Raw genomic sequence first — 22,309 nt, forward strand, 5'->3', positions numbered from 1 at the left:
TCAGACCGTGAGATAGGGTATTATCTGCGGCAATATTGCCGTCCGAACGGTCAGCATGCAGATTGAGGATCCCCTGTTAATGAGCGATATGGCAGAGCGCCTTGCGCTACATGAATTTACGGAAAACGCCTACTTAAACTACTCCATGTACGTGATCATGGATCGTGCGTTGCCGTTTATTGGCGACGGCCTGAAGCCGGTACAGCGCCGCATCGTCTATGCGATGTCAGAGCTGGGGCTGAACGCCAGCGCTAAATTTAAAAAATCCGCCCGTACCGTCGGTGACGTACTGGGTAAGTATCATCCGCACGGCGACAGCGCCTGCTATGAAGCCATGGTGCTGATGGCGCAGCCGTTCTCTTACCGTTACCCGCTGGTCGATGGCCAGGGAAACTGGGGCGCGCCGGATGATCCGAAGTCATTCGCGGCAATGCGTTATACCGAGTCTCGCCTGTCCAAATATGCCGAGCTGCTGTTAAGCGAACTCGGCCAGGGGACGGCGGACTGGGTGCCAAACTTCGACGGCACGATGCAGGAACCGAAAATGTTACCGGCGCGTCTGCCGAACATCCTGCTGAACGGCACCACCGGTATAGCGGTGGGCATGGCAACAGATATCCCGCCGCACAACCTGCGCGAAGTGGCGAAAGCGGCGATTACGCTGATTGAACAGCCGAAAACGACGCTGGATCAGTTGCTGGATATCGTCCAGGGGCCGGATTACCCGACCGAAGCGGAGATCATTACCCCACGTGCGGAAATTCGTAAAATTTACGAAAACGGGCGTGGCTCCGTGCGTATGCGCGCGGTATGGACCAAAGAAGACGGCGCCGTGGTAATTTCCGCGCTGCCGCATCAGGTCTCTGGCGCGAAAGTGCTGGAGCAGATTGCTGCGCAGATGCGTAATAAAAAACTGCCGATGGTAGACGATCTGCGCGATGAATCGGATCACGAAAACCCGACGCGTTTAGTGATTGTCCCGCGCTCCAACCGTGTGGATATGGAACAGGTGATGAACCATCTGTTCGCCACCACCGATCTGGAAAAAAGCTACCGTATTAACCTGAACATGATCGGTCTGGATGGTCGTCCGGCGGTGAAAAACCTGCTGGAGATCCTCACCGAGTGGCTGGCGTTCCGCCGCGACACGGTGCGTCGTCGTCTGAACTATCGTCTGGAGAAAGTGCTTAAGCGCCTGCATATCCTCGAAGGTTTGCTGGTGGCGTTTCTCAACATCGACGAAGTGATTGAGATTATCCGTAACGAGGATGAGCCGAAACCCGCGCTGATGTCGCGTTTCGGCATCAGCGAAACCCAGGCGGAAGCGATCCTCGAACTGAAACTGCGTCATCTCGCCAAACTGGAAGAGATGAAAATTCGCGGCGAGCAGGACGAGCTGGAAAAAGAGCGGGACCAGTTGCAGGGCATTCTCGCGTCCGAACGCAAAATGAATACCTTGCTGAAAAAAGAGCTACAGGCAGATTCCGATGCCTATGGCGACGATCGCCGTTCTCCGCTGCGTGAGCGCGAAGAAGCTAAAGCGATGAGCGAACACGACATGCTGCCGTCCGAACCGGTGACTATCGTGCTGTCGCAGATGGGCTGGGTGCGCAGCGCCAAAGGTCATGATATTGATGCGCCGGGGCTTAACTATAAAGCGGGCGACAGCTTTAAAGCCGCGGTGAAAGGTAAGAGCAATCAACCGGTGGTGTTTATTGATACCACCGGGCGCAGCTATGCTATTGATCCCATTACGCTTCCGTCGGCGCGTGGGCAGGGCGAGCCGCTGACCGGCAAACTCACGCTGCCGCCGGGGGCGACCGTAGAGCATATGCTGATGGAAGGCGATGACCAGAAACTGCTGATGGCGTCGGATGCGGGCTACGGCTTCGTTTGTACGTTTAACGATCTGGTTGCCCGTAACCGTGCCGGTAAGGCGTTGATTACACTGCCGGAAAATGCGCACGTCATGCCGCCGCTGGTGATTGAAGACGAGCACGATATGCTGCTGGCGATTACCCAGGCCGGACGGATGTTGATGTTCCCGGTAGACTCTCTGCCGCAACTGTCGAAAGGCAAAGGGAATAAGATCATTAATATCCCCTCTGCGGAAGCGGCAAAAGGCGATGATGGACTGGCGCACCTGTACGTGCTGCCGCCACAAAGCACTCTGACTATCCATGTCGGGAAGCGCAAAATCAAACTGCGCCCTGAAGAGTTACAAAAGGTGGTCGGCGAACGCGGACGCCGTGGCACATTAATGCGCGGCCTGCAGCGTATCGATCGCATTGAGATTGATTCGCCGCATCGCGTAAGTCATGGCGACAGCGAAGAGTAAGAGAGGGGCGCCCGTAGGCCGGACAAGGCATCTAAGCCGCCATCCGGCGCTCTGCCGTTGCCGGATGACGACGCAGTAGCGTCTTATCCGGCCTACGGTTTCAGATCGGATTAACATTAAAATTTCCCGTAAAACCGTTGTTTATTCGTGCATTGCGATTAACAATACGTTTTTCCAGAGAGCCACACTTACCAAAATCCTAACCTGAATTTCAGGTGACGTAGAATGCCGGGCTCTTAGGCCTTCAGAGGTTGTTATGCTATATATTTTTCGTCTTATTGTTACCGTTATTTACTCCATTCTGGTCTGTGTTTTCGGTTCTATTTACTGCCTTTTCAGCCCACGTAACCCAAAACACGTGGCGACGTTTGGGCATATGTTCGGCCGTCTGGCCCCGCTGTTTGGCCTGAAAGTGGAGTGCCGCAAACCCGCCGACGCGGAAAGCTATGGCAATGCTATCTATATCGCTAACCACCAGAATAATTATGATATGGTCACGGCGTCGAATATTGTGCAGCCGCCAACGGTGACGGTGGGGAAAAAAAGCCTGCTTTGGATCCCGTTTTTTGGGCAACTGTACTGGCTGACCGGTAATCTGTTGATTGACCGTAATAACCGCGCCAAAGCGCATAGCACCATTGCGGCAGTGGTTAACCATTTTAAAAAGCGCCGTATTTCTATCTGGATGTTCCCTGAAGGTACGCGTAGCCGGGGACGCGGTCTGCTGCCGTTTAAAACCGGCGCGTTTCATGCGGCTATCGCGGCTGGTGTGCCGATCATTCCTGTCTGCGTTTCCAACACCTCTAACAAAGTCAATCTAAACCGCCTGAACAACGGACTGGTTATTGTGGAAATGCTGCCGCCAGTCGACGTCAGCGAATATGGTAAAGATCAGGTTCGCGAGCTGGCGGCCCACTGTCGTGCGTTAATGGAGCAAAAAATCGCGGAACTTGATAAAGAGGTTGCGGAACGTGAAGCGACCGGTAAGGTTTAAGCAGCCTTACTCTGTTATTGTAGAAATCATTTTTTCAGGCACAACTCTTTAGCCTGTTTTACATGGAGCTTATATGTCATTCAGTCGGCGTCAGTTTCTTCAGGCATCGGGAATCGCACTATGTGCAGGCGCGATTCCCCTCAGGGCGAATGCTGCCGGTCAGCAACAGCCGTTGCCTGTTCCGCCGTTGCTGGAGTCCCGTCGCGGGCAGCCGTTGTTTATGACGCTACAGCGAGCGCACTGGTCCTTTACGCAAGGCACGCGCGCGCCGGTCTGGGGAGTGAACGGTCGTTATCTGGGGCCGACAATCCGCGTCTGGAAAGGCGATGACGTTAAACTCATCTATAGCAACCGCCTGGCGGAAAATGTCTCCATGACGGTTGCTGGTTTACTGGTGCCGGGGCCGCTGATGGGTGGCCCGGCGCGTATGATGTCGCCGAACGCGGACTGGGCGCCGGTGCTGCCGATTCGTCAGAGCGCCGCGACGCTGTGGTATCACGCTAACACGCCTAACCGCACTGCGCAGCAGGTGTATAACGGCCTGGCCGGAATGTGGCTGGTCGAAGACGACATCAGTAAAACGCTGCCCATTCCGAACCATTACGGCGTGGATGATTTTCCCGTCATTATCCAGGATAAACGGCTGGATAACTTTGGGACGCCGGAGTACAGCGAACCGGGAAGCGGTGGTTTTGTCGGCGATACGCTGCTGGTGAACGGCGCGCAAAGCCCCTATGTCGAAGTGTCCCGCGGCTGGGTACGGTTACGGTTGTTGAACGCCTCGAACTCGCGGCGCTATCAGCTTCAGATGAGCGATGGCCGGGCGCTGCATGTGATTTCAGGCGATCAGGGCTTTTTACCTGCGCCGGTTTCCGTCAAACAGTTGTCACTGGCGCCCGGCGAGCGACGTGAAATCCTGGTTGATATGACCAACGGCGACGAAGTCTCGATCACCTGCGGGGAAGCGGCCAGCATAGTCGATCGGATTCGCGGTTTCTTTGAGCCTTCCAGTATTCTGGTTTCGACCCTGGTGCTGACGTTACGGCCAACCGGATTGCTGCCGCTGGTGACCGATAATCTGCCGATGCGTCTGTTGCCGACGGAGATCATGAGCGGCGCGCCTGTCCGCAGTCGGGACATCAGTCTTGGCGACGATCCGGGGATTAACGGCCAACTGTGGGATGTGAATCGCATTGATATTACCGCCCAACAAGGCACCTGGGAGCGCTGGACGGTACGCGCCGATATGCCGCAGTCGTTCCATATTGAGGGCGTCTCTTTCCTGATTCGCAACGTCAACGGCGCTATGCCGTTCCCGGAAGATAGAGGCTGGAAAGATACCGTCTGGGTGGATGGGCAAGTCGAATTGCTGGTCTACTACGGTCAGCCGTCCTGGCCGCACTTCCCGTTCTATTTCAACAGCCAGACGCTGGAAATGGCTGACCGCGGCTCGATTGGGCAAATGCTGGTGAATCCGGCGTCGTAAAGGCGTCCGAGTACGGGTCTGAATAGCGCAGACCCGTCAGGGTTTTCAGGAAGGGGCAAACAGCGTGGGAAGCAGCAGACTCAACTGCGGGAAGTAGCAAATCATCGCCATGACCACAAAGAGTGCCAGAAACATCGGTAATAGCGGTTTGACGACTTTATCAATACTGATTTTGCCGATACTGCAACCGACGAACAAAATAGTGCCTACCGGGGGCGTACACAGTCCGATGGTTAAATTGAAAACCATAATAATGCCAAAATGGACAGGGTCGATTCCCAGATGTTGAGCAATGGGAAGGAAAATAGGCGTAAAGATTAGAATAGCCGGGGTAATATCCATAAATGTCCCGACGAATAACAAAATGAGATTGATAATCAGCAAGATGACCCATTTATTTTCGGACACGCTGGTAATCATTTCATTAATCAGTTCAGGAACATCGGCATTGGTCATCGCCCATGACATTCCCATTGAGCAGCCGACCAGTAAGAGAACAATAGAGCTGGTTACTACCGAATCCAGCAGAATATCGCGCAACTTACTCACATTAATTTCTCGATAAATGGCCGCCAGCGCCAGGCTATAGATTACCGCGATCGCAGAGGCCTCTGTTGGCGTAAATACGCCGCCGATAATGCCGCCGATAATAATAAATATCAGCAACAGGCTGGGCAATGAATCGCGGAATACCGACAGAAACTGCCGCAGGTTGATACGTTCGGCAACCGGGTAATGGTGGCGATGGGCATACAGCGCCGCTACCGTCATTAAAGCCAGCGCGGTTAAGATGCCGGGCAGGTAGCCCGCCAAAAACAGGGCGGCGACAGAGGTGCCGCCGCTAGCCAGCGAATAGACAATTAGCACATTGCTGGGCGGGATCATCAGGCCAATCGGCGCCGAAGCGACGTTGATCGCCGTAGAGAACGCCGGAGAGTAGCCCTCTTTTTCCTGTAATGGCGACATGATGCCGCCCACCGCGGCCGCAGAAGCGACAGCCGAGCCGGATATCGCGCCAAACAGGGTGTTCGCCAGAATATTGCAGTGCGCCAGCGAACCGGGAAGGCGGCCAACTAACGCCTGAGCCAGATTCACCAGGCGCCGGGCGATTCCCCCGGTATTCATGATATTGCCGGCTAACACAAAAAAGGGGATCGCCAGCAGCGTAAAGCCATCGAGACCGACGGTCATTTTTTGTGAAATAACCGAGATTGCCGCATCCGGGGGAAGGGCTATCAGGATTGAGAATAAGGACGACAGCCCGATAGCGAATGTAATAGGAACGCCGACCGCCAGCATAATGGCAAAACTGCCAAATAAAACAATTATTGGGTAAATATATTCAAAGTCCATATATCCCTCGTTAGCGAAGATGGCGCTGATGATAATTATCAATAACGTTCACAATGGTGTAGTACACCAGGATGACGCCGCTAATCGGCATGACCCAATAGACTTTATCCATAGGCCATTTTAATACCGGGGACATTTGGCTGACGTGCGCCGCTTTTTCAACAATAATATCACCGCCGTACACCATAAAAATCAGTGCGAACACGGTAATAATCACCTGAATGATACTGTCGAGCACGAGGGCGGGCGTTCGGGAGAGTTTTTGCGCTAACAAATCGATAGCTAAATGTTTTTTTAATCCGGCGGTATAGACGCCGCCTAACAGAATCATCCACATAAAAAGAATCTGGGTGAATTCGTCGAGCGTGCTGCTTGGCGCGTTGAATATAAAGCGCGCCGCCACCTGCCAGGATACGCAGGCAACCATGATCGCCAGAATAATACAGCAGCACCCGGCCAGTATTTTGTTCAGTGCATTGGTGAGTATTCGCATATTACATCCTGTAAAGGGCAGGAGAACCCTGCCCGGCAGATTTACATATTCTCGATGTATTCCAGATCCTTCGCTGACTGAGCGTCTTTTGCGCGGAACTCATCAAACAAGGGCTTAACACGCTGTTTGAACGCGGATTTATCAATATCAACAACGGTCGCGTTCATGGCCTTCATGCTCTCATAAGCCTCTTTTTCCGCGGCGGGCCAGATGACGTCTTTCATTTGCTGCATGGATTCATCTGCGGCTTTATATAACGCTTTCCGCTCTTTATCGCTCAATTTGTTAAGTACTTTGGTACTGATGACCAGGACATCCGGCACCATCGTGTGCTCGTCGCGGGAATAGAATTTCGCCACCTCCGCATGACGCATATCGGCATAAACCACGGGGTTGTTTTCGCCGCCATCGACCACGCCTTGCTGGAGCGCGGTATAGAGTTCGCCTTGCGCCATCGGCGTCGGCACACCGCCGAGCGCTTTCACCATCGCGATAGCGCTGGGGCTTTGCTGCACTCTGATTTTCATACCGGCTAAATCGTCGGGTTGAGTGATGGGCTTACTGGCGTAAAAACTGCGGGCGCCGCCGTCGTACCAGGTTAAGCCGACGAAGCCTTTACTTTCGGAGGACGCGAGAATGCGTTTCCCTAAGTCGCTTTTCAGTACGTTGTAGTAGTGATCGCGGTCACGGAATAAAAACGGCAGGCTAAACACGCTATATTCCGGCGCAAAAGACTCCAGCGATGCCGCATTGACTTTCACCATTTGCAGAGCGCCGGAGTTCATCAATTCCAGCGATTCACGTTCGTTGCCCAGCGTGGCGTTGGGGTAAATACGAATATTTAATTCGCCGTCCGAATAGGCTTTCGCTTTGTCGGCCAGATAGCTCATCGCTTTGTGAACGGCGTGGCTTTTATCCTGATTGTGGCTCAGTTTCAGCGTCGTTTTGGCGAGCGTTGGAAATGCCAGCAGCAAACAGCCGGCCAGTAATACCGCTGATGTTGTGAATGAGCGTGTGTTTTTCATATCTGCTTCCTTATAGGTTGGGATTCCTGTGGTTATCGTTGATTAATTAATAACCTGCTGATACGTAAGGTGTTGCGTTGGGGAAAGGCGTGGTGATGGTGTTCTTTATCCCCTGAATTCTGTCAGCCAATTTAATTTAATCAATAGACCAAAGAAAGAGATCTGGTTCACAGAAGAAAGTCATGGTAAAAACAGTGTCGTGAGCAATTCAGCGAAGTTTTTTTATATATTGCTGATAATGTGATGTTTTTTTACTTTTTGTTGTTATGACGATACTGCGTTTTTAGACGTGGGTATAATTAATTGCATACCAATTTGAAGATATTCATAAGACCAATTTCAAACACCTCAGGCCAGGCCGTTGAAAGTTGTTTCTATTTCGCGCCAGCCCTACATATAAGGCGATAATCTCCTTCATTTTCGCTATAGATACGGCTTATAATCCCCGACCTTTGATTATTTTTTTGCCAATCGTTTTGGAAGCAATATGAGCGCTATCTCCCTGATCCAACCGGATCGCGACCTTTTCTCCTGGCCGCAGTACTGGGCCGCCTGCTTTGGGCCGGCGCCGTTTTTGCCGATGTCACGTGACGAGATGGATCAACTTGGCTGGGATAGCTGCGACATCATTCTGGTAACCGGCGACGCCTACGTCGACCATCCGAGCTTCGGCATGGCGATTTGCGGTCGTATGCTGGAAGCGCAGGGCTTCCGCGTGGGGATCATCGCCCAGCCGGACTGGAACAGCAAAGACGACTTTATGCGTCTGGGAAAACCGAACCTGTTCTTTGGCGTCACCGCCGGCAACATGGACTCGATGATCAACCGTTACACCGCTGACCGTAAGCTGCGCCACGATGACGCCTACACCCCAGATAACGTCGCGGGCAAACGCCCGGACCGCGCCACGCTGGTCTATACCCAGCGTTGCAAAGAAGCGTGGAAAGATGTCCCGGTGATCCTTGGCGGCATTGAGGCCAGTCTGCGCCGTACCGCGCATTACGACTATTGGTCTGATACTGTGCGTCGTTCAGTGTTAGTCGATTCCAAAGCCGACATGCTGATGTTTGGCAACGGCGAGCGTCCGCTGGTGGAAGTGGCGCATCGTCTGGCAATGGGCGAAACCATCGATCAGATTCGTGACGTGCGTAACACTGCGATTATGGTTAAAGAAGCGCTGCCAGGCTGGAGCGGCGTCGACTCCACTCGTCTGGACACGCCGGGTAAAATCGATCCAATTCCCCATCCCTATGGTGAGGATCTGCCGTGCGCGGATAACAAGCCGGTCGCGCCGAAAAAGCAAGAAGCTAAGGCGATTACCGTGCAGCCGCCGCGTCCGAAGCCGTGGGAAAAAACCTATATCCTGCTGCCATCCTTTGCAAAGGTGAAAGGCGACAAGGTGCTGTACGCCCATGCGTCGCGTATTCTGCATCACGAAACTAACCCTGGCTGCGCGCGGGCGCTGATGCAAAAACACGGCGACCGCTATGTCTGGATCAACCCGCCCGCCATACCGCTCTCCACTGAAGAGATGGATAGCGTGTTTGCGCTGCCGTATCAGCGTGTGCCGCACCCGGCTTACGGCAATGCCCGTATTCCGGCCTATGAGATGATCCGCTTTTCGATCAATATCATGCGCGGCTGCTTTGGCGGCTGCTCTTTCTGCTCGATCACTGAACATGAAGGGCGCATCATTCAGAGCCGCTCGGAAGACTCTATTATCAACGAGATCGAAGCGATCCGCGACACGGTGCCGGGGTTTACCGGCGTGATCTCCGATCTGGGCGGTCCTACCGCGAACATGTATATGCTGCGCTGTAAGTCGCCGCGTGCGGAGCAGACCTGTCGTCGCCTGTCATGCGTCTATCCGGATATCTGTCCGCATATGGATACTGACCATACGCCGACGATCAATCTTTATCGCCGCGCCCGTGAGCTGAAAGGCATTAAGAAAATCTTAATTGCCTCCGGCGTGCGCTACGACATCGCTGTAGAAGATCCTCGCTACATTAAAGAGCTGGCAAGCCATCATGTGGGCGGCTATCTGAAGATTGCGCCGGAGCATACTGAAGAAGGTCCGCTGTCGAAAATGATGAAGCCGGGTATGGGCAGCTACGATCGCTTTAAAGAGTTATTTGACCTTTACTCTAAACAGGCCGGAAAAGAGCAGTATCTGATCCCATATTTTATCTCCGCGCATCCGGGCACGCGGGACGAGGATATGGTGAATCTGGCGCTGTGGCTCAAGCGCCACCGCTTCCGTCTGGATCAGGTGCAGAACTTCTACCCGTCGCCGTTGGCAAATTCGACCACCATGTATTACACCGGCAAAAACCCGCTGGGTAAAATTGGTTATAAGAGTGAAGATGTGGTGGTGCCGAAGGGAGACAGGCAGCGTCGCCTGCATAAGGCACTGCTGCGTTATCACGATCCGGCGAACTGGCCGCTGATTCGCCAGGCGCTGGAAGCGATGGGGAAAAAGCATTTGATTGGCGGTCGCCGTGAGTGTCTGGTGCCTGCGCCGACCATTGAAGAGATGCGCGAAGCGCGTCGCCAGAACCGCAACACGCGCCCGGCGTTGACCAAGCATACGCCGGTGGAACATCAGCGGCAGGGGCTTGCCGCTAATAAGAAGCGCGGGAAAGGCGCAGGGCGTTAATTACCTTTGAATCTGTTGCTTCTGGAAGCTAATGTTTTTGGAAGTAACAGACATCTAAATATATTGTATCGGTCTTTAGTAATTGCTAAATTACGGGGAGCTTTATATTTTATTTCAATATTATTGATTGTATAAATTAATTATATATTACCTTAATGATTAAGGCATGATGCTTGCACACAGCCCCAGAGGAGGGGATATCATGGGTATGATTATTATTCCCTGTTTTATCGTAATTGCTATAATAGCTGTTGTTATATTCATAATGGCTATTAAAGCATGTAATATGGAAAAACGTGAAGACAGGCAAATGACTCTTGCAGGGATAATTTTAATGGGTGTTATTGCCGCTATTCCTGGATGGTTTTTGTACGAAATATTTAGCCACGCGCCGTAATATTTAACCTACCAGGGTTGATATATTAAAATAGATAAGAAGTATATAATCTAAGGTATAATGCCTGATGGCGCTGCGCTTATCAGGTCTATGAATAGCACAGTTTTGTAGGCCGGATAAGGTGCTTACACCGCCATCCGGCAGAAGTGCTCCGTATTTATGCCTCACGAATTCTGGCCGCCAGCGCGGCCAGTTTTTCATCATCAGCCCGTTCATGATCGTGCGACGACAGATATCCTTCATACTGTTCGAAAAATTTATTCTGCCGCGATTCAATCGGTTTCCAGTGGGTTAAATCGCCAGTACCGTGCATGGGGCTTAATTTACTGTGCACATGGTCTACGCCGAAACCTTCGAAGAACATTCCCGTACGACTGACATCCGGGAAAGCCTTATCCAGTTTCTTAGCCACTTTTTGGGTCGCCAGCATCAGGTCCGCTAACGCCTGCGGCGGTAGATCGAACGCGTAGCTGGGGTAATGTTTTTTCGGGATCACTACGGTAAACCCATCGGTATTCGGAAAAATCGACAAAAAAGCCAGGTGATGCTCATCTTCCCAAACTTTATGACAAGGTGCTTTACCTTCAACTATTTGACAGAAAATGCAGGTCATTCCATTTCTCCGTTAACCGAGGGGCTTATCGATGCGTTAAGCGTTTAATACAACCCTAACACTTTCCACCATGCGAGGCCGACTGTCAAAAAGACCGCCTGATTAAAGAGGCTGATAATAAATCCCGTTCGCCACCAGACGCCCGTCGGTACATATCCGGCGCCAAAAAGAATGGGGCCGCGTGCGTGGGTATACTGCGTAAGAGAGCAGTACAGGCTGCTGGTAAACGCCAGCATAAGCGCCATCGGCGCTGCCGGTATATTCAGATGCAGACCGACACCCAGAAACACCGCATACAGCGCGGCGATTTGCGCGTTGCCGCTGGCGAAAAAATAGTGGGTATAAAAATAGGCTGCGTTAAGCAGCAGCAGGATGATTATCCAACTGGTTCCATGCATCGTACTGCCGATGCTGTCGCCAATCAGGTTGCCAAACCAACTGGTGAATCCTAGTTTCTTCAACTGGTTAGCCATCATCAGCAGCGCGGCAAACCAAATCAACGTATCCCAGGCGCCTTTTTCGCTTTTAACGTCTTCCCAGGTGAGCACGCCGCTCAGTAATAAAATCGAGAGACCGACAAAAGAGGCCGTCGTGGCATCCACGCCGAGCGAGCTGCCAAAAATCCATAGCACCAGCAACACGCCGACGGTCGCCAGCATGAGCCACTCGCCGCGCGTCATACTGCCCATTTGCGCCAGCTCTTTGCGCGCCAAATCCGGCGCATCCGGCGTATGTTTAATTTCCGGACGCGTCAGCCAGTAGACCAGCAGCGGGACGATAAGAAAAGAGACCAGGCAAGGCAGGAGCGCGGCGATAAACCAGCTTCCCCAGCTCAACGTAACGCCGGCGTTCGCCGCCAGTTTTACCGCCAGCAGGTTACCCGTATAACCGGTCATAAACAGTGCGGCGGTGACGTCGTTAACATTGCCAATACAGGTGATCAGAAAGGTGCCGATTTTGCTGCGAGACTCATCTTCCGGATGTGAATCAAAGCTGCGCGCCAGCGAGTCGGCGATCGGGTAAATCACGCCGCCGCAGCGCGCGGTGTTACTGGGCATCGCGGGGGAGAGGATCAGATCGGCAAACGCCAGACCATAAGCCAGACCCAGCGTTCGTTTACCTAACAGACGGATCATTTGTAGGGCGATACGCCGACCCAGCCCGGTTTTGATAAACCCACGGGCAATCATAAAGGCGACGACGATAAGCCAGATCAGCGAACTGTTCAGCTCGCTCAAGGCCGTGGTAATCGCGCCGCTGGCCGTTTTGTCGCCGGCAGCATAGGCGAGCGCAAAGACGGTGATGCCGATAATACCGACCGCGCCAATAGGCAGCACTTTCGCCACGATAGAGGCGATCGTTGCGACAAAAATAATCGCGGAATGCCAGGCCGGCGCGCTTAACCCGGAAGGGGGCGTTAGCTGCCACAGTCCGGCGGCGATAACCAGAATAAGAATTAATGGGAGCCATTTGACGCCCTGAGATTTTTTTTCCGCCACAATCACACATCCATAAATATTTTATATACATTAAGTAAATTGATAATAATCATGAATAAATATTCATAAAATCAGAATAATTCTGCGCTTGTGTGTGGGGGAAATATACTGTTAAATGCGCGTAATTGTTTCTTAATATTTCGAAATGAAAAAAAGCCCGACGACATCGTCGGGCATGGCGTGCGATAAATCCGGCTTAACCGCCGAACTGATCCGGATCGGGACCGAGGCGTTTGCCTTGATCCAGTTTTGCGATCTCGCCTAATTCATCTTTATCGAGACGGAAATCCCAGACAGCAAAGTTTTCCGCGATACGGGAAGGGGTGACGGATTTCGGAATGACGACCAGCCCGCAGTCCAGATGCCAGCGAATAACAATCTGGGCGGGCGTTTTGCCGTATTTATCCGCCAGTTCGCGAATCACTTTCTGATCGAATACGCCTTCGCCGCCCTGCGCCAGCGGGCTCCAGGACTCGGTCTGGATTTTATGCGTCGCATTCCACGCATGTAGCTGGCGCTGTTGCATCAAGGGGTGAAGCTCGATCTGGTTGATCACAGGGGTAACGCCGGTTTCATCGATCAGACGCTGGAGGTGATGGATCTGAAAGTTACAGACCCCGATACTCTTTACCAGCCCCTCTTTTTGCAGCGCGATCATGCCTTTCCAGGCGTCGACATAGTGATCAATAGCCGGTACGGGCCAGTGCATCAGATAGAGATCGAGATAATCAAGCTGCAGTTTTTTCAGACTCTCCTGCAGGGCTTCGCGGGGACGTTTTTGATCGTCATTCCACAACTTGGTGGTGATAAACAGCTCTTCCCGCGCCACGCTCGCTGCTTTTAGCGCTTTGCCGACGCCTTCTTCATTCTGATATGCTGTGGCGGTATCAATCGATCGATAGCCCACCTCCAGCGCTTTATGAATCGCCGCGATCACCTCTTCATTGCTTGCTTTCCAGACTCCCAGCCCAAGTTGTGGCATTACGTTGCCATCCTGTAGCCTGATAATGGTTGGATTAGCCATGATGTGTTCCTCTTTTAATTGGCTCGCCGGAGTCGGGTCCGGCGAGACTAAGTGACTTAAGTCTGGACGAAATGGCCAAAAACGAAAGTCAGAGGCGAAAAAACCTTAGCGCGCCGCTTCATAAATCCGACGGCTGACATCCAGCGTAATATCCTGATTTTCACCTAAATTTGTGCATCCATGCGCCTCAAGTTTAGCCAGTAGCGCCGGAATAGTGCTGCCATCCAGACCGTAATCGGACAAGTGGGTAGGCACGCCCATCTGTTCAAAGAAACGGCGGGTGGCGGCAATGGCGGCATCAATACGCTCGTCGTCGGAACCGTCGGTGATATTCCATACACGTTCAGCATATTGCAGGAGTTTTGCATGTTTAACGTCTCGTTTTTCGTTCCATAGCGCAGGCAGAACGATAGCCAGCGTCTGGGCATGATCGAGACCGTGCATCGCGGTAAGCTCGTGGCCCAGCATATGCGTCGCCCAGTCCTGCGGAACACCAGCGCCAATCAGGCCATTCAACGCCTGAGTAGCGGCCCACATCACGTTAGCGCGGACGTCATAGTTTTCAGGCTCTTGCAGCGCTTTGGGACCTTCTTCAATCAGTGTGAGTAAAATGCCTTCGGCGAAACGATCCTGAATTTTGCCGTTAACCGGGTAAGTGACGTACTGCTCAACGGTATGGACGAAAGCATCCACGACGCCGTTCGCAACCTGGCGCGGCGGCAATGTATAGGTGTAGACCGGGTCCAGTACGGCAAACACCGGTTGCACGAACGAGGAGTGGAAGGCCTGTTTGTCGCCAGTGGTTTTACGGGAAATGACTGCGCCGGCGTTCGATTCTGAGCCGGTTGCCGGTAGGGTCAGCACAGACCCCATCGGGATTGCGCTACGAATCTCAGTACCGCCAGTTTCCAGAATGTGCCACGGATCGACGCTGTCCGTATATTGCGCCGCTGCGGCGATAAATTTGGTGCCGTCCAGTACGGAACCGCCGCCAACGGCCAGCAGGAAGGTAATATTTTCGTCGCGCACAAGCTGCACGGCTTTCATCAGCGTTTCATAGGACGGGTTCGGTTCAATACCGCCAAACTCCCGAACATCCAGTCCTTTTAACGCGTCCTGAACTTGCGCCAGTACGCCGGTCTTTTTCACGCTACCGCCGCCATAGGTAATCAGCACGCGGGCGTCCTGGGGGATTTGATCGCGAAGATCGACGATAGCGCCTTTACCAAACAGAATGCGGGTAGGGGTATGTAATTTGAAATTGTTCATTGCTCATTCCCTTATGTGGGTAAAAAGAGGGCAGGCGGCTGTCTGCCTGATGGTCATCATTGTGGTCTTGTGAGGGATGTCTCTCAATGCACATTTCTGCCAATGTTTTGCCTATTTCTCCAGAATGCTGGAGAAAATCGCTAAAAATGCGCACAATCCAGCGGAGTGGATTTGATGAAAAAATGGCGCGTTATGAATCGTGAAGCAATTTGCTTACAGTTGGCGGATAAAATTAATCATTTAAAAAATAATGATAAAATAATCAGCGAGCGGCTGGCGGGCATTCGTCTGTTGTATGGTGTTGAACCGGGGCCGCGCACGCCGGTCATGTATCAGCCTGGCATCATATTTCTCTTTTCCGGCCATAAAATTGGCTATATTAACAAGCGCAAGTTTCGTTATGACGCTAATGAATATCTCTTACTGACCGTGCCGCTCCCTTTTGAATGCGAGACCTGGGCAACGCCGGAGGTACCACTGGCCGGTATTCGGCTCGACATTGATGTGCTGCAACTGCAAGAGTTGCTCATGGACATTGGCGAAGATGAGCGTTTCCAGTTGCCGATGGCGGCCAGTGGGATTAACTCCGCCACGCTGTCGGACGAGATTTTATGCGCGGTGGAAAGATTGCTGGATGTGATGGAGCGCCCGCTGGATGCGCGGATTCTGGGAAAACAGATTATTCGCGAAATTCTTTATCATGTGCTGATGGGGCCGCGCGGCGGGGCGCTGCTTGCACTGGTTAGTCGCCAGACGCACTTTAGCCTGATCAGTCGCGTACTTAAACAGATCGAAATGAAATACACCGAGAACCTGAATGTTGAGCAACTGGCGGCAGAAGCGAACATGAGCGTGTCGGCGTTTCACCATAATTTTAAGGCGGTCACCAGCACCTCGCCGTTGCAGTATTTAAAAAGCTACCGACTGCATAAAGCGCGAATGATGATGATTCACGACGGTATGAAGGCCAGCGCCGCGGCGATGCGGGTCGGCTATGAGAGCGCATCGCAGTTTAGCCGGGAGTTTAAACGTTATTTTGGCGTTACGCCGGGCGAAGATGCGGCAAGAATGCGGACAATGCAAGGGAGCTAAGTGGGGCATCCCGCCACGGGTCAACGAAGCGTAACCGGGCCATCCTGGCCGATTATGGATACGTCAGGCGTTACAGTATTTCTTTTTAATCACCACGACCAGCGTACCTAACAGTCCGGCGACCAGTAGCGCGACGGGAAGGATCATTAAAAATGTCATTACCTGGTCTTCATGGCGCTTAACAAACGGGATCATACTGAGCGCGTAGCCGAAGCTGGTCACGACAGTCACCCACAGCAGGCCGCTTAACCAGTTAAAAAACTGAAACCGGCGGTTGGACAGGCCGGAAATACCCGCCATTGTTGGCAGCAGAGTGCGGACAAACGCCAGAAAGCGCCCGGCAAGCAACGCTAACAAACCGTGGCGGTCAAACATGCAGGTGGCGCGCTGATGATATTTTGCCGGAAGCTGCGCCAGCCAGCCTTTGACGGTACGCGTATTACCGAGCCAGCGTCCCTGGATATAACTTAGCCAGCAGCCGAGACTGGCCGCGGTGGTGAGAATGCCAATCGTCGGCAAAAAATGCATCACATCCTGGGCGATCAACGCGCCTGCCAGTAGCAGCAGACTATCGCCAGGTAAGAATGATGCTGGCAGCAGACCGTTTTCTAAAAATAGCGTGGCGAACATGACAAAGTAGACGACGCTAACAACGTGTGGATTCGCCAGCGCGGCAAAATCATGTTGCCAGAGCGCAGCGATAATATCTTGAATGACAGCCATGAACTTTCCTGTGGAACAGCATTTACGCTTTTATCTGCCTATTGTACTCCTGAATCGTCCGGGATGCCTTGATCCCGGACGCAACAAACGCAGACTTTTCCACGGAAATTGTCTGCATATATGTCCATCCCCGGCAACTTTACACAATTCTGGCGAAGCCGGCGGCTAAATCAGCGATCAAATCATCAACACTCTCTAAACCAATATGCACCCGAACCAGCGTACCGGTAAAATCTACGCCGCCTGCGGGACGAATCGCGGCGATCTGTTCCGGCTGATTAGCAATAATCAGCGATTCGTAGCCTCCCCAGGAGTAGGCCATACTGAACAGCGAAAAGTTATCCAGATAGGCTGATAATTCTGCCTCGGTCAGCTTTTTATTGAGCACAAAGGAGAACAGGCCGCTGCTACCTGTAAAGTCTCGTTTCCAGAAGGCATGACCTTTGCTACCCGGCAGGGCCGGATGATTAACGCGCGCGACCTGAGGATGGTTCGCCAGCCATGCGGCGATTTTGAGGCTGCTTTCTTGATGCTGGCGCAGTCGGACACCGAGCGTGCGCAGACCGCGGCTGGTCATATAAGCCGTGTCGGCGTCGAGCATTTGCCCCATCAGATAGGCGTTTTCCCGCAATTGTTCCCAGCAGCGCGCATTTGCAACGGCAGTACCGACCATCGCATCAGAATGACCAATCAGATACTTAGTGCCCGCCTGGATAGAGATATCAATATCGAATTCCAGAGCTTTGAACAGAACGCCAGCCGCCCAGGTATTATCAATCATGATGACGGCTTCTGGCGCGACGCGTCTGACCGCACTGACAATGGTCGGAATATCATGTACTTCCATGGTAATAGAACCGGGGGATTCCAGAAATACGACTTTCGTGTTCGGCTGAATATGTTGCGTGATATCAGCGCCGATGAGCGGGTCGAACCAGCTTGTCGTCACGCCCAGTTTGCCGAGAATTTTGCTGCAGAAATCCTGGCTGGGTTCATAGGCTGTGTTGGTCATCAGGATGTGGTCGCCCTGCTCAACGAATGCCAGAATGGTGTTGGCGACCGCCGCCGCGCCGCACGGGAAGAGCGCGCATCCGGCGCCGCCTTCCAGTTCACACATGGCTTCCTGGAGCGAAAAGTGAGTCAGCGTTCCCCGGCGTCCGTAAAATAATTCGCCGTTGGCGCGATTGCGGGTAGCGTGTTTTTTGGCCTCGACGGTGTCAAACACCAGTGAAGAAGCGCGTTGAATCACACTATTCACTGAGCCAAGCGTGTATTTTTTGCTGCGTCCTGCGTTTACCAGTTTGGTATCCAACTGTTTATCCGTCATGTTGCGTTTCCTGATTTTAACCGTCTGGATGTCTAAACTAGCATGAATATAACCATCTGCACCCTGGCGACGTGTGATACAGATGAAAATTTTGCCAAAATAAAAACAGGTGGCTTTTTTAATGCGTAAGCGCAAAGAAAAAGCAGTAAAGGTGCGGCAGTATGTAAATAGTAATGAGAACGACTATCAATTCGACGTTGTTTTGATATTATTATGCTCAGATTTTGTGATTTGCGTCCTGGAGATACAGAGTGGGTAATAATTTGATGCAGACGGATCTTTCCGTCTGGGGCATGTATCAGCACGCCGATATTGTCGTGAAGTGCGTGATGATTGGTTTGATTCTGGCGTCAGTCGTCACCTGGGCTATCTTCTTCAGTAAAAGCGTTGAATTTTTCACGCAAAAGCGCCGCTTAAAGCGCGAACAACTGCAATTAGCCGATGCGCGCTCCTTAGATCAGGCTTCCGACATTGCGGCAGGTTTCAGCGCAAAAAGCCTCAGCGCACAGCTCATCAATGAAGCGCAGAATGAACTGGAACTCTCTCAGGGCAGCGAAGATAACGAAGGGATTAAAGAACGTACCGGCTTCCGTCTGGAACGTCGCGTCGCGGCAGTTGGCCGCTACATGGGGCGAGGCAACGGTTATCTGGCGACGATCGGCGCCATTTCCCCCTTCGTCGGGTTGTTTGGCACCGTATGGGGCATTATGAATAGTTTCATCGGTATTGCGCAAACGCAGACCACCAACCTGGCGGTGGTTGCTCCTGGGATTGCGGAAGCGCTGCTGGCGACGGCGATTGGGCTGGTAGCCGCGATCCCGGCGGTCGTCATTTACAACATCTTCGCACGTCAGATAGGCAGTTACAAAGCAACGCTGGGCGACGTGGCGGCGCAGGTATTGCTGCTGCAAAGCCGCGATCTCGATCTGAATGCGAGCGCCAGTGCGCAGCCGGTACGCGCCGCGCAGAAATTACGGGTAGGGTAATGCGTCATGGCAATGCGTCTTAACGAGAACCTGGATGACAACGGCGAAATGCATGAAATCAACGTGACGCCGTTTATCGATGTCATGTTGGTTCTGCTGATTATCTTTATGGTGGCTGCGCCGCTGGCGACGGTGGACGTCAAGGTGAATCTGCCCGCTTCTACCAGTACGCCACAGCCGCGTCCGGAAAAACCGGTTTATCTGTCGGTGAAAGCGGATAACACCATGTTTATCGGTAACGATCCGGTGACGGATGATACGATGATTGCCGAGCTAACGGCCCTGACGGAAGGGAAAAAGGATACTACGATTTTCTTCCGCGCGGATAAAACCGTAGAGTATGAAACCCTGATGAAAGTGATGGATATGCTACATCAGGCGGGCTATCTCAAGATTGGTCTGGTCGGCGAAGAGACCGCGAAAGCGAAATAAGTATTTTGCTGATGCTGTAGGCCGGGTAAGGCGAAGTCGCCACCCGGCTTTTTTATTGCCTAAGATGGCGCCTTGCTTAACAGAAGTGCGCCATCGTAATCGACTTCATCGTTAGCCTAAATGTTCCCCGCCGCACACGCCGTGCACTTCTGCGGTAACGTAACTGGATTCCTGGCTTGCCAGATAGACATACACCGGCGCCAGCTCTGCCGGTTGGCCGGCCCGCTTCATTGGCGTCTGCTGACCAAACTGCGGAATTTTATCCTGGGTTTGACCGCCGGAAATTTGCAGCGCTGTCCAGATAGGGCCAGGCGCGACAATATTCACACGAATTCCTTTTTCCGCCACCTGTTTCGCCAGGCCACGGCTGTAATTGAGGATTGCCGCCTTGGTTGCCGCATAATCCAGCAGGTGCGGACTGGGCTGATACGCCTGGATAGACGACGTCGTGATAATACTGGCGCCTTTTGGCAGCAGCGGAATCGCTTCCTGGGTTATCCAGAACAGAGCAAAAACGTTAACGGCGAAGGTTTGCTGAAATTGCTCGCTGGTCAGATCTTTTATCTCCGGGATTGCCGTCTGTTTACCGGCCACCAGCGCCAGAATGTCCAGCCCGCCTAGCGCTTCACGCGCCTTATGGACCAGCGAACGGGCGAAAGATTCGTCGCTAAGATCGCCTGGCAATAACACCGCTTTACGGCCGCACTCCTCAATCAGCGCTTTAACCTGCTGGGCGTCCTCTTCTTCCGCTGGCAGATAGTTGATCGCGACATCTGCGCCTTCACGCGCATAAGCGATAGCGGCAGCGCGCCCAATCCCGGAGTCGCCCCCTGTCACCAGCGCCTTACGATCTTTAAGGCGACCACTGCCGACATAACTTTTTTCACCACAGTCAGGAACAGGCGTCATTTTCGCCTGGACGCCGGGCGCCGGCTGTTTTTGCTTAGGATACTCGCCGGTGTAATACTGCGTGGTAGGGTCGTATAGATGAGACATTGAGCTTCTCCCTTCAGGTTGAACACCCTTTAAGCGTAGACACTTTTACTACCGTAAGAGGGAGAATCAGAACGATCCTTATGCTTCGCCCGTATTCACAACAGAGTTAACTAGCCATGAAGGTTATTTTTCTTGCCGTGCGACGGTGGTGACGTTGCGCGTCCGGTAGTCGCCATCGGAAAGCTTACGCATCAGACGTAAGGTTGCCGTCTCGCGAGCCAGCAGATGCTGCCAGTCACTTTCAAGACGAGACATAATTTTGTCTCGTAATTCAGGATGCTGCTCGATAATGGCATTGATGGTCGCGCCATAAATCTCCTCTTTGACCTGTAACGCATACATCTCCCGTCGGTTTTGCCACTTCAGGCGCACTAACGCCGCCGGTATGGATACCACCTCCTGCGTTACCTTTTCCAGGGTGGCATTTTTACTGGCGATTAGTGCTGCAAGATTTTGCTTTAAGATAAATTCATCACTTTTATGGTTGTCTAAAGCCAAATAAACGTTATTGTCTTCAACTTCTTTCATCTTTATCTTCCAGTGAATAAAATAGCGGCATATCGGTTTCGCGAGTGATTAAATTAAGCCAAATGGCATTGCCTTTTTCATTTATCATTGCGGTTTTATCCGCCAGTATTTTACTTAGCGTTTGGGCATCAATATCGCCTTCTGCCTGTAGTGCGTTTATCAGGCGGGCAAACGTTTCAATTTTAGCCACACAATACAGACGTTCTTTAATATGACGGTCACGTTCTTCAAATAATACGTTTCTGTGTTGCCCGGCAGCGTTAGCGCTAATTAAAATATCGGGCTCGTAATCGCTGAGTTTTGTCTTTCCCTTAGGCAAATTTTTACTGTTTTCTGTGGCTTCAGGGGGCGGCGATGACAGGCGAAAATGAGAGGAAACCAGATGCTCAGGAAGCATGACTAAATATCCTTTACGATCAGTGGTATACTATTTTTAATAGTGTAGGTTTCGTTGACAATAACATGGCGTAATTTTAAAATCAAAAAAAATGGAGCCTGCTATGAACAGTATTTTTTATTCTGTTATTATATTGCTATTACTGACCGGCGCGATACTCTTCCTGATGTGGGAGGTTAATAAAAAACGTCCTGGTGGAAAAGTCGTAAATTTAAATCAAACTGAACCCATGACAAAGGAAGAGGGCGAAGATCATTTCTCAGTATTAATGAATTCGATAACGCCGGTATGGTACTGGCGCGTTAACCATGAATATATCGATTTCCTTCATGCAACGATAAAACGAATGACAATGACTGAGTTGAATGAAACGCCTGGATTATTTGACGCACAGCGTCGTTGCAGCGACCTTAACTCTGCCGTTTATAAGTATTACGACAATATTAAGAAGCGTTGTCTGAACGGAGAAAAGGTGCCGTATTCGGATTTGGACGTCCTTAATTTACGCCAGTGTTTTCGTGAGTTCAGTCTTGAAGCCTACCCGGCGTTGGTCGCGCTGGTATGGCCGGAATATCAGCGCCCACAGGTTAAACCGGATGAGATTTAGAGCCTATCCCATTAGGGCTATTTTACTTGCCATTTTGGACCTGGGCAGTGCTCGCCAAAACGCGTTAGCGT

20 protein-coding genes and 1 pseudogene are annotated in these 22,309 nt (G+C 52.1%); 9 read left to right on the forward strand and 12 right to left on the reverse strand.

Annotated features, from left to right (window positions below; genetic code table 11):
- The first annotated feature begins 79 nt into the window (after nt 1–79).
- The 3 genes from parC to ftsP all read left to right on the forward strand — a co-directional run bounded on the left by parC (nt 80) and on the right by ftsP (nt 4,818).
- Nucleotides 80–2,338 (forward strand): DNA topoisomerase IV subunit A, encoded by a 2,259-nt coding sequence (gene parC, locus NBA72_RS15780; RefSeq protein WP_001281853.1) that lies wholly within the window; start codon nt 80–82, stop codon nt 2,336–2,338.
- A 256-nt stretch (nt 2,339–2,594) separates the two neighbouring features.
- Entirely contained in the window at nt 2,595–3,332 is a 738-nt protein-coding gene (gene plsC / locus NBA72_RS15785; RefSeq protein WP_000965733.1) for a 1-acylglycerol-3-phosphate O-acyltransferase, read from the forward strand.
- A gap of 73 nt (nt 3,333–3,405) precedes the next feature.
- On the forward strand, nt 3,406–4,818 hold the full coding sequence (gene ftsP / locus NBA72_RS15790; protein ID WP_000010658.1) for a cell division protein FtsP: 1,413 nt from the start codon (nt 3,406–3,408) through the stop codon (nt 4,816–4,818).
- Nucleotides 4,819–4,863: 45 nt separating this feature from the next.
- On the opposite strand, the gene NBA72_RS15795 is transcribed toward ftsP, so the two are convergent.
- Genes NBA72_RS15795 through NBA72_RS15805 form a run of 3 tightly spaced genes read right to left on the reverse strand, consistent with a single transcriptional unit; the run spans nt 4,864 to nt 7,689 of the window.
- Nucleotides 4,864–6,171, reverse strand: a complete 1,308-nt coding sequence (locus NBA72_RS15795; protein WP_000345259.1) for a TRAP transporter large permease — start codon at nt 6,169–6,171, stop codon at nt 4,864–4,866.
- Nucleotides 6,172–6,181: 10 nt separating this feature from the next.
- A complete protein-coding gene (locus NBA72_RS15800; protein WP_001221825.1) occupies nt 6,182–6,664 on the reverse strand; it encodes a TRAP transporter small permease in 483 nt (160 codons plus the stop codon).
- A gap of 41 nt (nt 6,665–6,705) precedes the next feature.
- Nucleotides 6,706–7,689 (reverse strand): TRAP transporter substrate-binding protein, encoded by a 984-nt coding sequence (locus tag NBA72_RS15805; RefSeq protein WP_000799372.1) that lies wholly within the window; start codon nt 7,687–7,689, stop codon nt 6,706–6,708.
- 487 nt (nt 7,690–8,176) lie between these two features.
- On the opposite strand from NBA72_RS15805, the gene NBA72_RS15810 reads away from it, so the two are divergent.
- Together NBA72_RS15810 and NBA72_RS15815 are read left to right on the forward strand one after the other, a co-directional pair.
- Nucleotides 8,177–10,348 (forward strand): YgiQ family radical SAM protein, encoded by a 2,172-nt coding sequence (locus NBA72_RS15810; RefSeq protein ID WP_042948750.1) that lies wholly within the window; start codon nt 8,177–8,179, stop codon nt 10,346–10,348.
- A gap of 202 nt (nt 10,349–10,550) precedes the next feature.
- The gene (locus NBA72_RS15815) at nt 10,551–10,745 is read left to right on the forward strand and encodes a hypothetical protein (RefSeq protein WP_000525382.1); all 195 of its coding nucleotides are present in this window, start codon (nt 10,551–10,553) and stop codon (nt 10,743–10,745) included.
- Nucleotides 10,746–10,902: 157 nt separating this feature from the next.
- On the opposite strand, the gene NBA72_RS15820 is transcribed toward NBA72_RS15815, so the two are convergent.
- From NBA72_RS15820 to yqhD, 4 genes and pseudogenes are all read right to left on the reverse strand, one after another.
- A complete protein-coding gene (locus tag NBA72_RS15820; RefSeq protein WP_000128242.1) occupies nt 10,903–11,358 on the reverse strand; it encodes an HIT family protein in 456 nt (151 codons plus the stop codon).
- A gap of 44 nt (nt 11,359–11,402) precedes the next feature.
- Nucleotides 11,403–12,888: pseudogene (locus tag NBA72_RS15825) on the reverse strand (DASS family sodium-coupled anion symporter).
- 165 nt (nt 12,889–13,053) lie between these two features.
- Nucleotides 13,054–13,881: a 2,5-didehydrogluconate reductase DkgA gene (gene dkgA / locus NBA72_RS15830; RefSeq protein WP_000013100.1), complete on the reverse strand. Its 828-nt coding sequence runs from the start codon at nt 13,879–13,881 to the stop codon at nt 13,054–13,056.
- Between the two features lie 105 nt (nt 13,882–13,986).
- A complete protein-coding gene (gene yqhD, locus NBA72_RS15835; protein WP_042948755.1) occupies nt 13,987–15,150 on the reverse strand; it encodes an alcohol dehydrogenase in 1,164 nt (387 codons plus the stop codon).
- Nucleotides 15,151–15,342: 192 nt separating this feature from the next.
- On the opposite strand from yqhD, the gene NBA72_RS15840 reads away from it, so the two are divergent.
- The gene (locus tag NBA72_RS15840) at nt 15,343–16,242 is read left to right on the forward strand and encodes an AraC family transcriptional regulator (protein WP_001078198.1); all 900 of its coding nucleotides are present in this window, start codon (nt 15,343–15,345) and stop codon (nt 16,240–16,242) included.
- Nucleotides 16,243–16,305: 63 nt separating this feature from the next.
- On the opposite strand, the gene yghB is transcribed toward NBA72_RS15840, so the two are convergent.
- Entirely contained in the window at nt 16,306–16,965 is a 660-nt protein-coding gene (gene yghB / locus NBA72_RS15845) for a DedA family general envelope maintenance protein YghB (protein WP_000268444.1), read from the reverse strand.
- A 139-nt stretch (nt 16,966–17,104) separates the two neighbouring features.
- On the reverse strand, nt 17,105–18,292 hold the full coding sequence (gene metC / locus NBA72_RS15850) for a cystathionine beta-lyase (RefSeq protein WP_000130270.1): 1,188 nt from the start codon (nt 18,290–18,292) through the stop codon (nt 17,105–17,107).
- A gap of 251 nt (nt 18,293–18,543) precedes the next feature.
- Between metC and exbB the strand changes: the two genes are divergently transcribed.
- Nucleotides 18,544–19,278, forward strand: coding sequence for a tol-pal system-associated acyl-CoA thioesterase (exbB, locus tag NBA72_RS15855; protein ID WP_000527859.1), 735 nt, complete (start codon nt 18,544–18,546; stop codon nt 19,276–19,278).
- Nucleotides 19,279–19,284: 6 nt separating this feature from the next.
- On the forward strand, nt 19,285–19,710 hold the full coding sequence (gene exbD / locus NBA72_RS15860) for a TonB system transport protein ExbD (protein WP_001251476.1): 426 nt from the start codon (nt 19,285–19,287) through the stop codon (nt 19,708–19,710).
- A 111-nt stretch (nt 19,711–19,821) separates the two neighbouring features.
- Here the strand turns inward: exbD and NBA72_RS15865 are convergent, their stop codons facing one another.
- From NBA72_RS15865 to NBA72_RS15875, 3 genes are all read right to left on the reverse strand, one after another.
- The gene (locus NBA72_RS15865) at nt 19,822–20,706 is read right to left on the reverse strand and encodes an SDR family oxidoreductase (RefSeq protein ID WP_000019032.1); all 885 of its coding nucleotides are present in this window, start codon (nt 20,704–20,706) and stop codon (nt 19,822–19,824) included.
- A 123-nt stretch (nt 20,707–20,829) separates the two neighbouring features.
- Complete coding sequence (locus NBA72_RS15870) at nt 20,830–21,234, reverse strand: hypothetical protein (RefSeq protein WP_000665656.1); 405 nt, start codon at nt 21,232–21,234, stop codon at nt 20,830–20,832.
- The gene (locus NBA72_RS15875; RefSeq protein ID WP_000936444.1) at nt 21,221–21,631 is read right to left on the reverse strand and encodes a hypothetical protein; all 411 of its coding nucleotides are present in this window, start codon (nt 21,629–21,631) and stop codon (nt 21,221–21,223) included. Before NBA72_RS15875 ends, NBA72_RS15870 begins: the two co-directional genes overlap by 14 nt.
- Before the next feature lie 103 nt (nt 21,632–21,734).
- Between NBA72_RS15875 and NBA72_RS15880 the strand changes: the two genes are divergently transcribed.
- Nucleotides 21,735–22,238, forward strand: a complete 504-nt coding sequence (locus NBA72_RS15880) for an ESA_00282 family adhesion-associated protein (protein WP_001534190.1) — start codon at nt 21,735–21,737, stop codon at nt 22,236–22,238.
- Nucleotides 22,239–22,309 lie beyond the last annotated feature (71 nt).

The sequence above is a fragment of the Salmonella sp. NW1250 genome (assembly GCF_051812965.1).
GTDB classification, from domain to species: domain Bacteria; phylum Pseudomonadota; class Gammaproteobacteria; order Enterobacterales; family Enterobacteriaceae; genus Salmonella; species Salmonella enterica.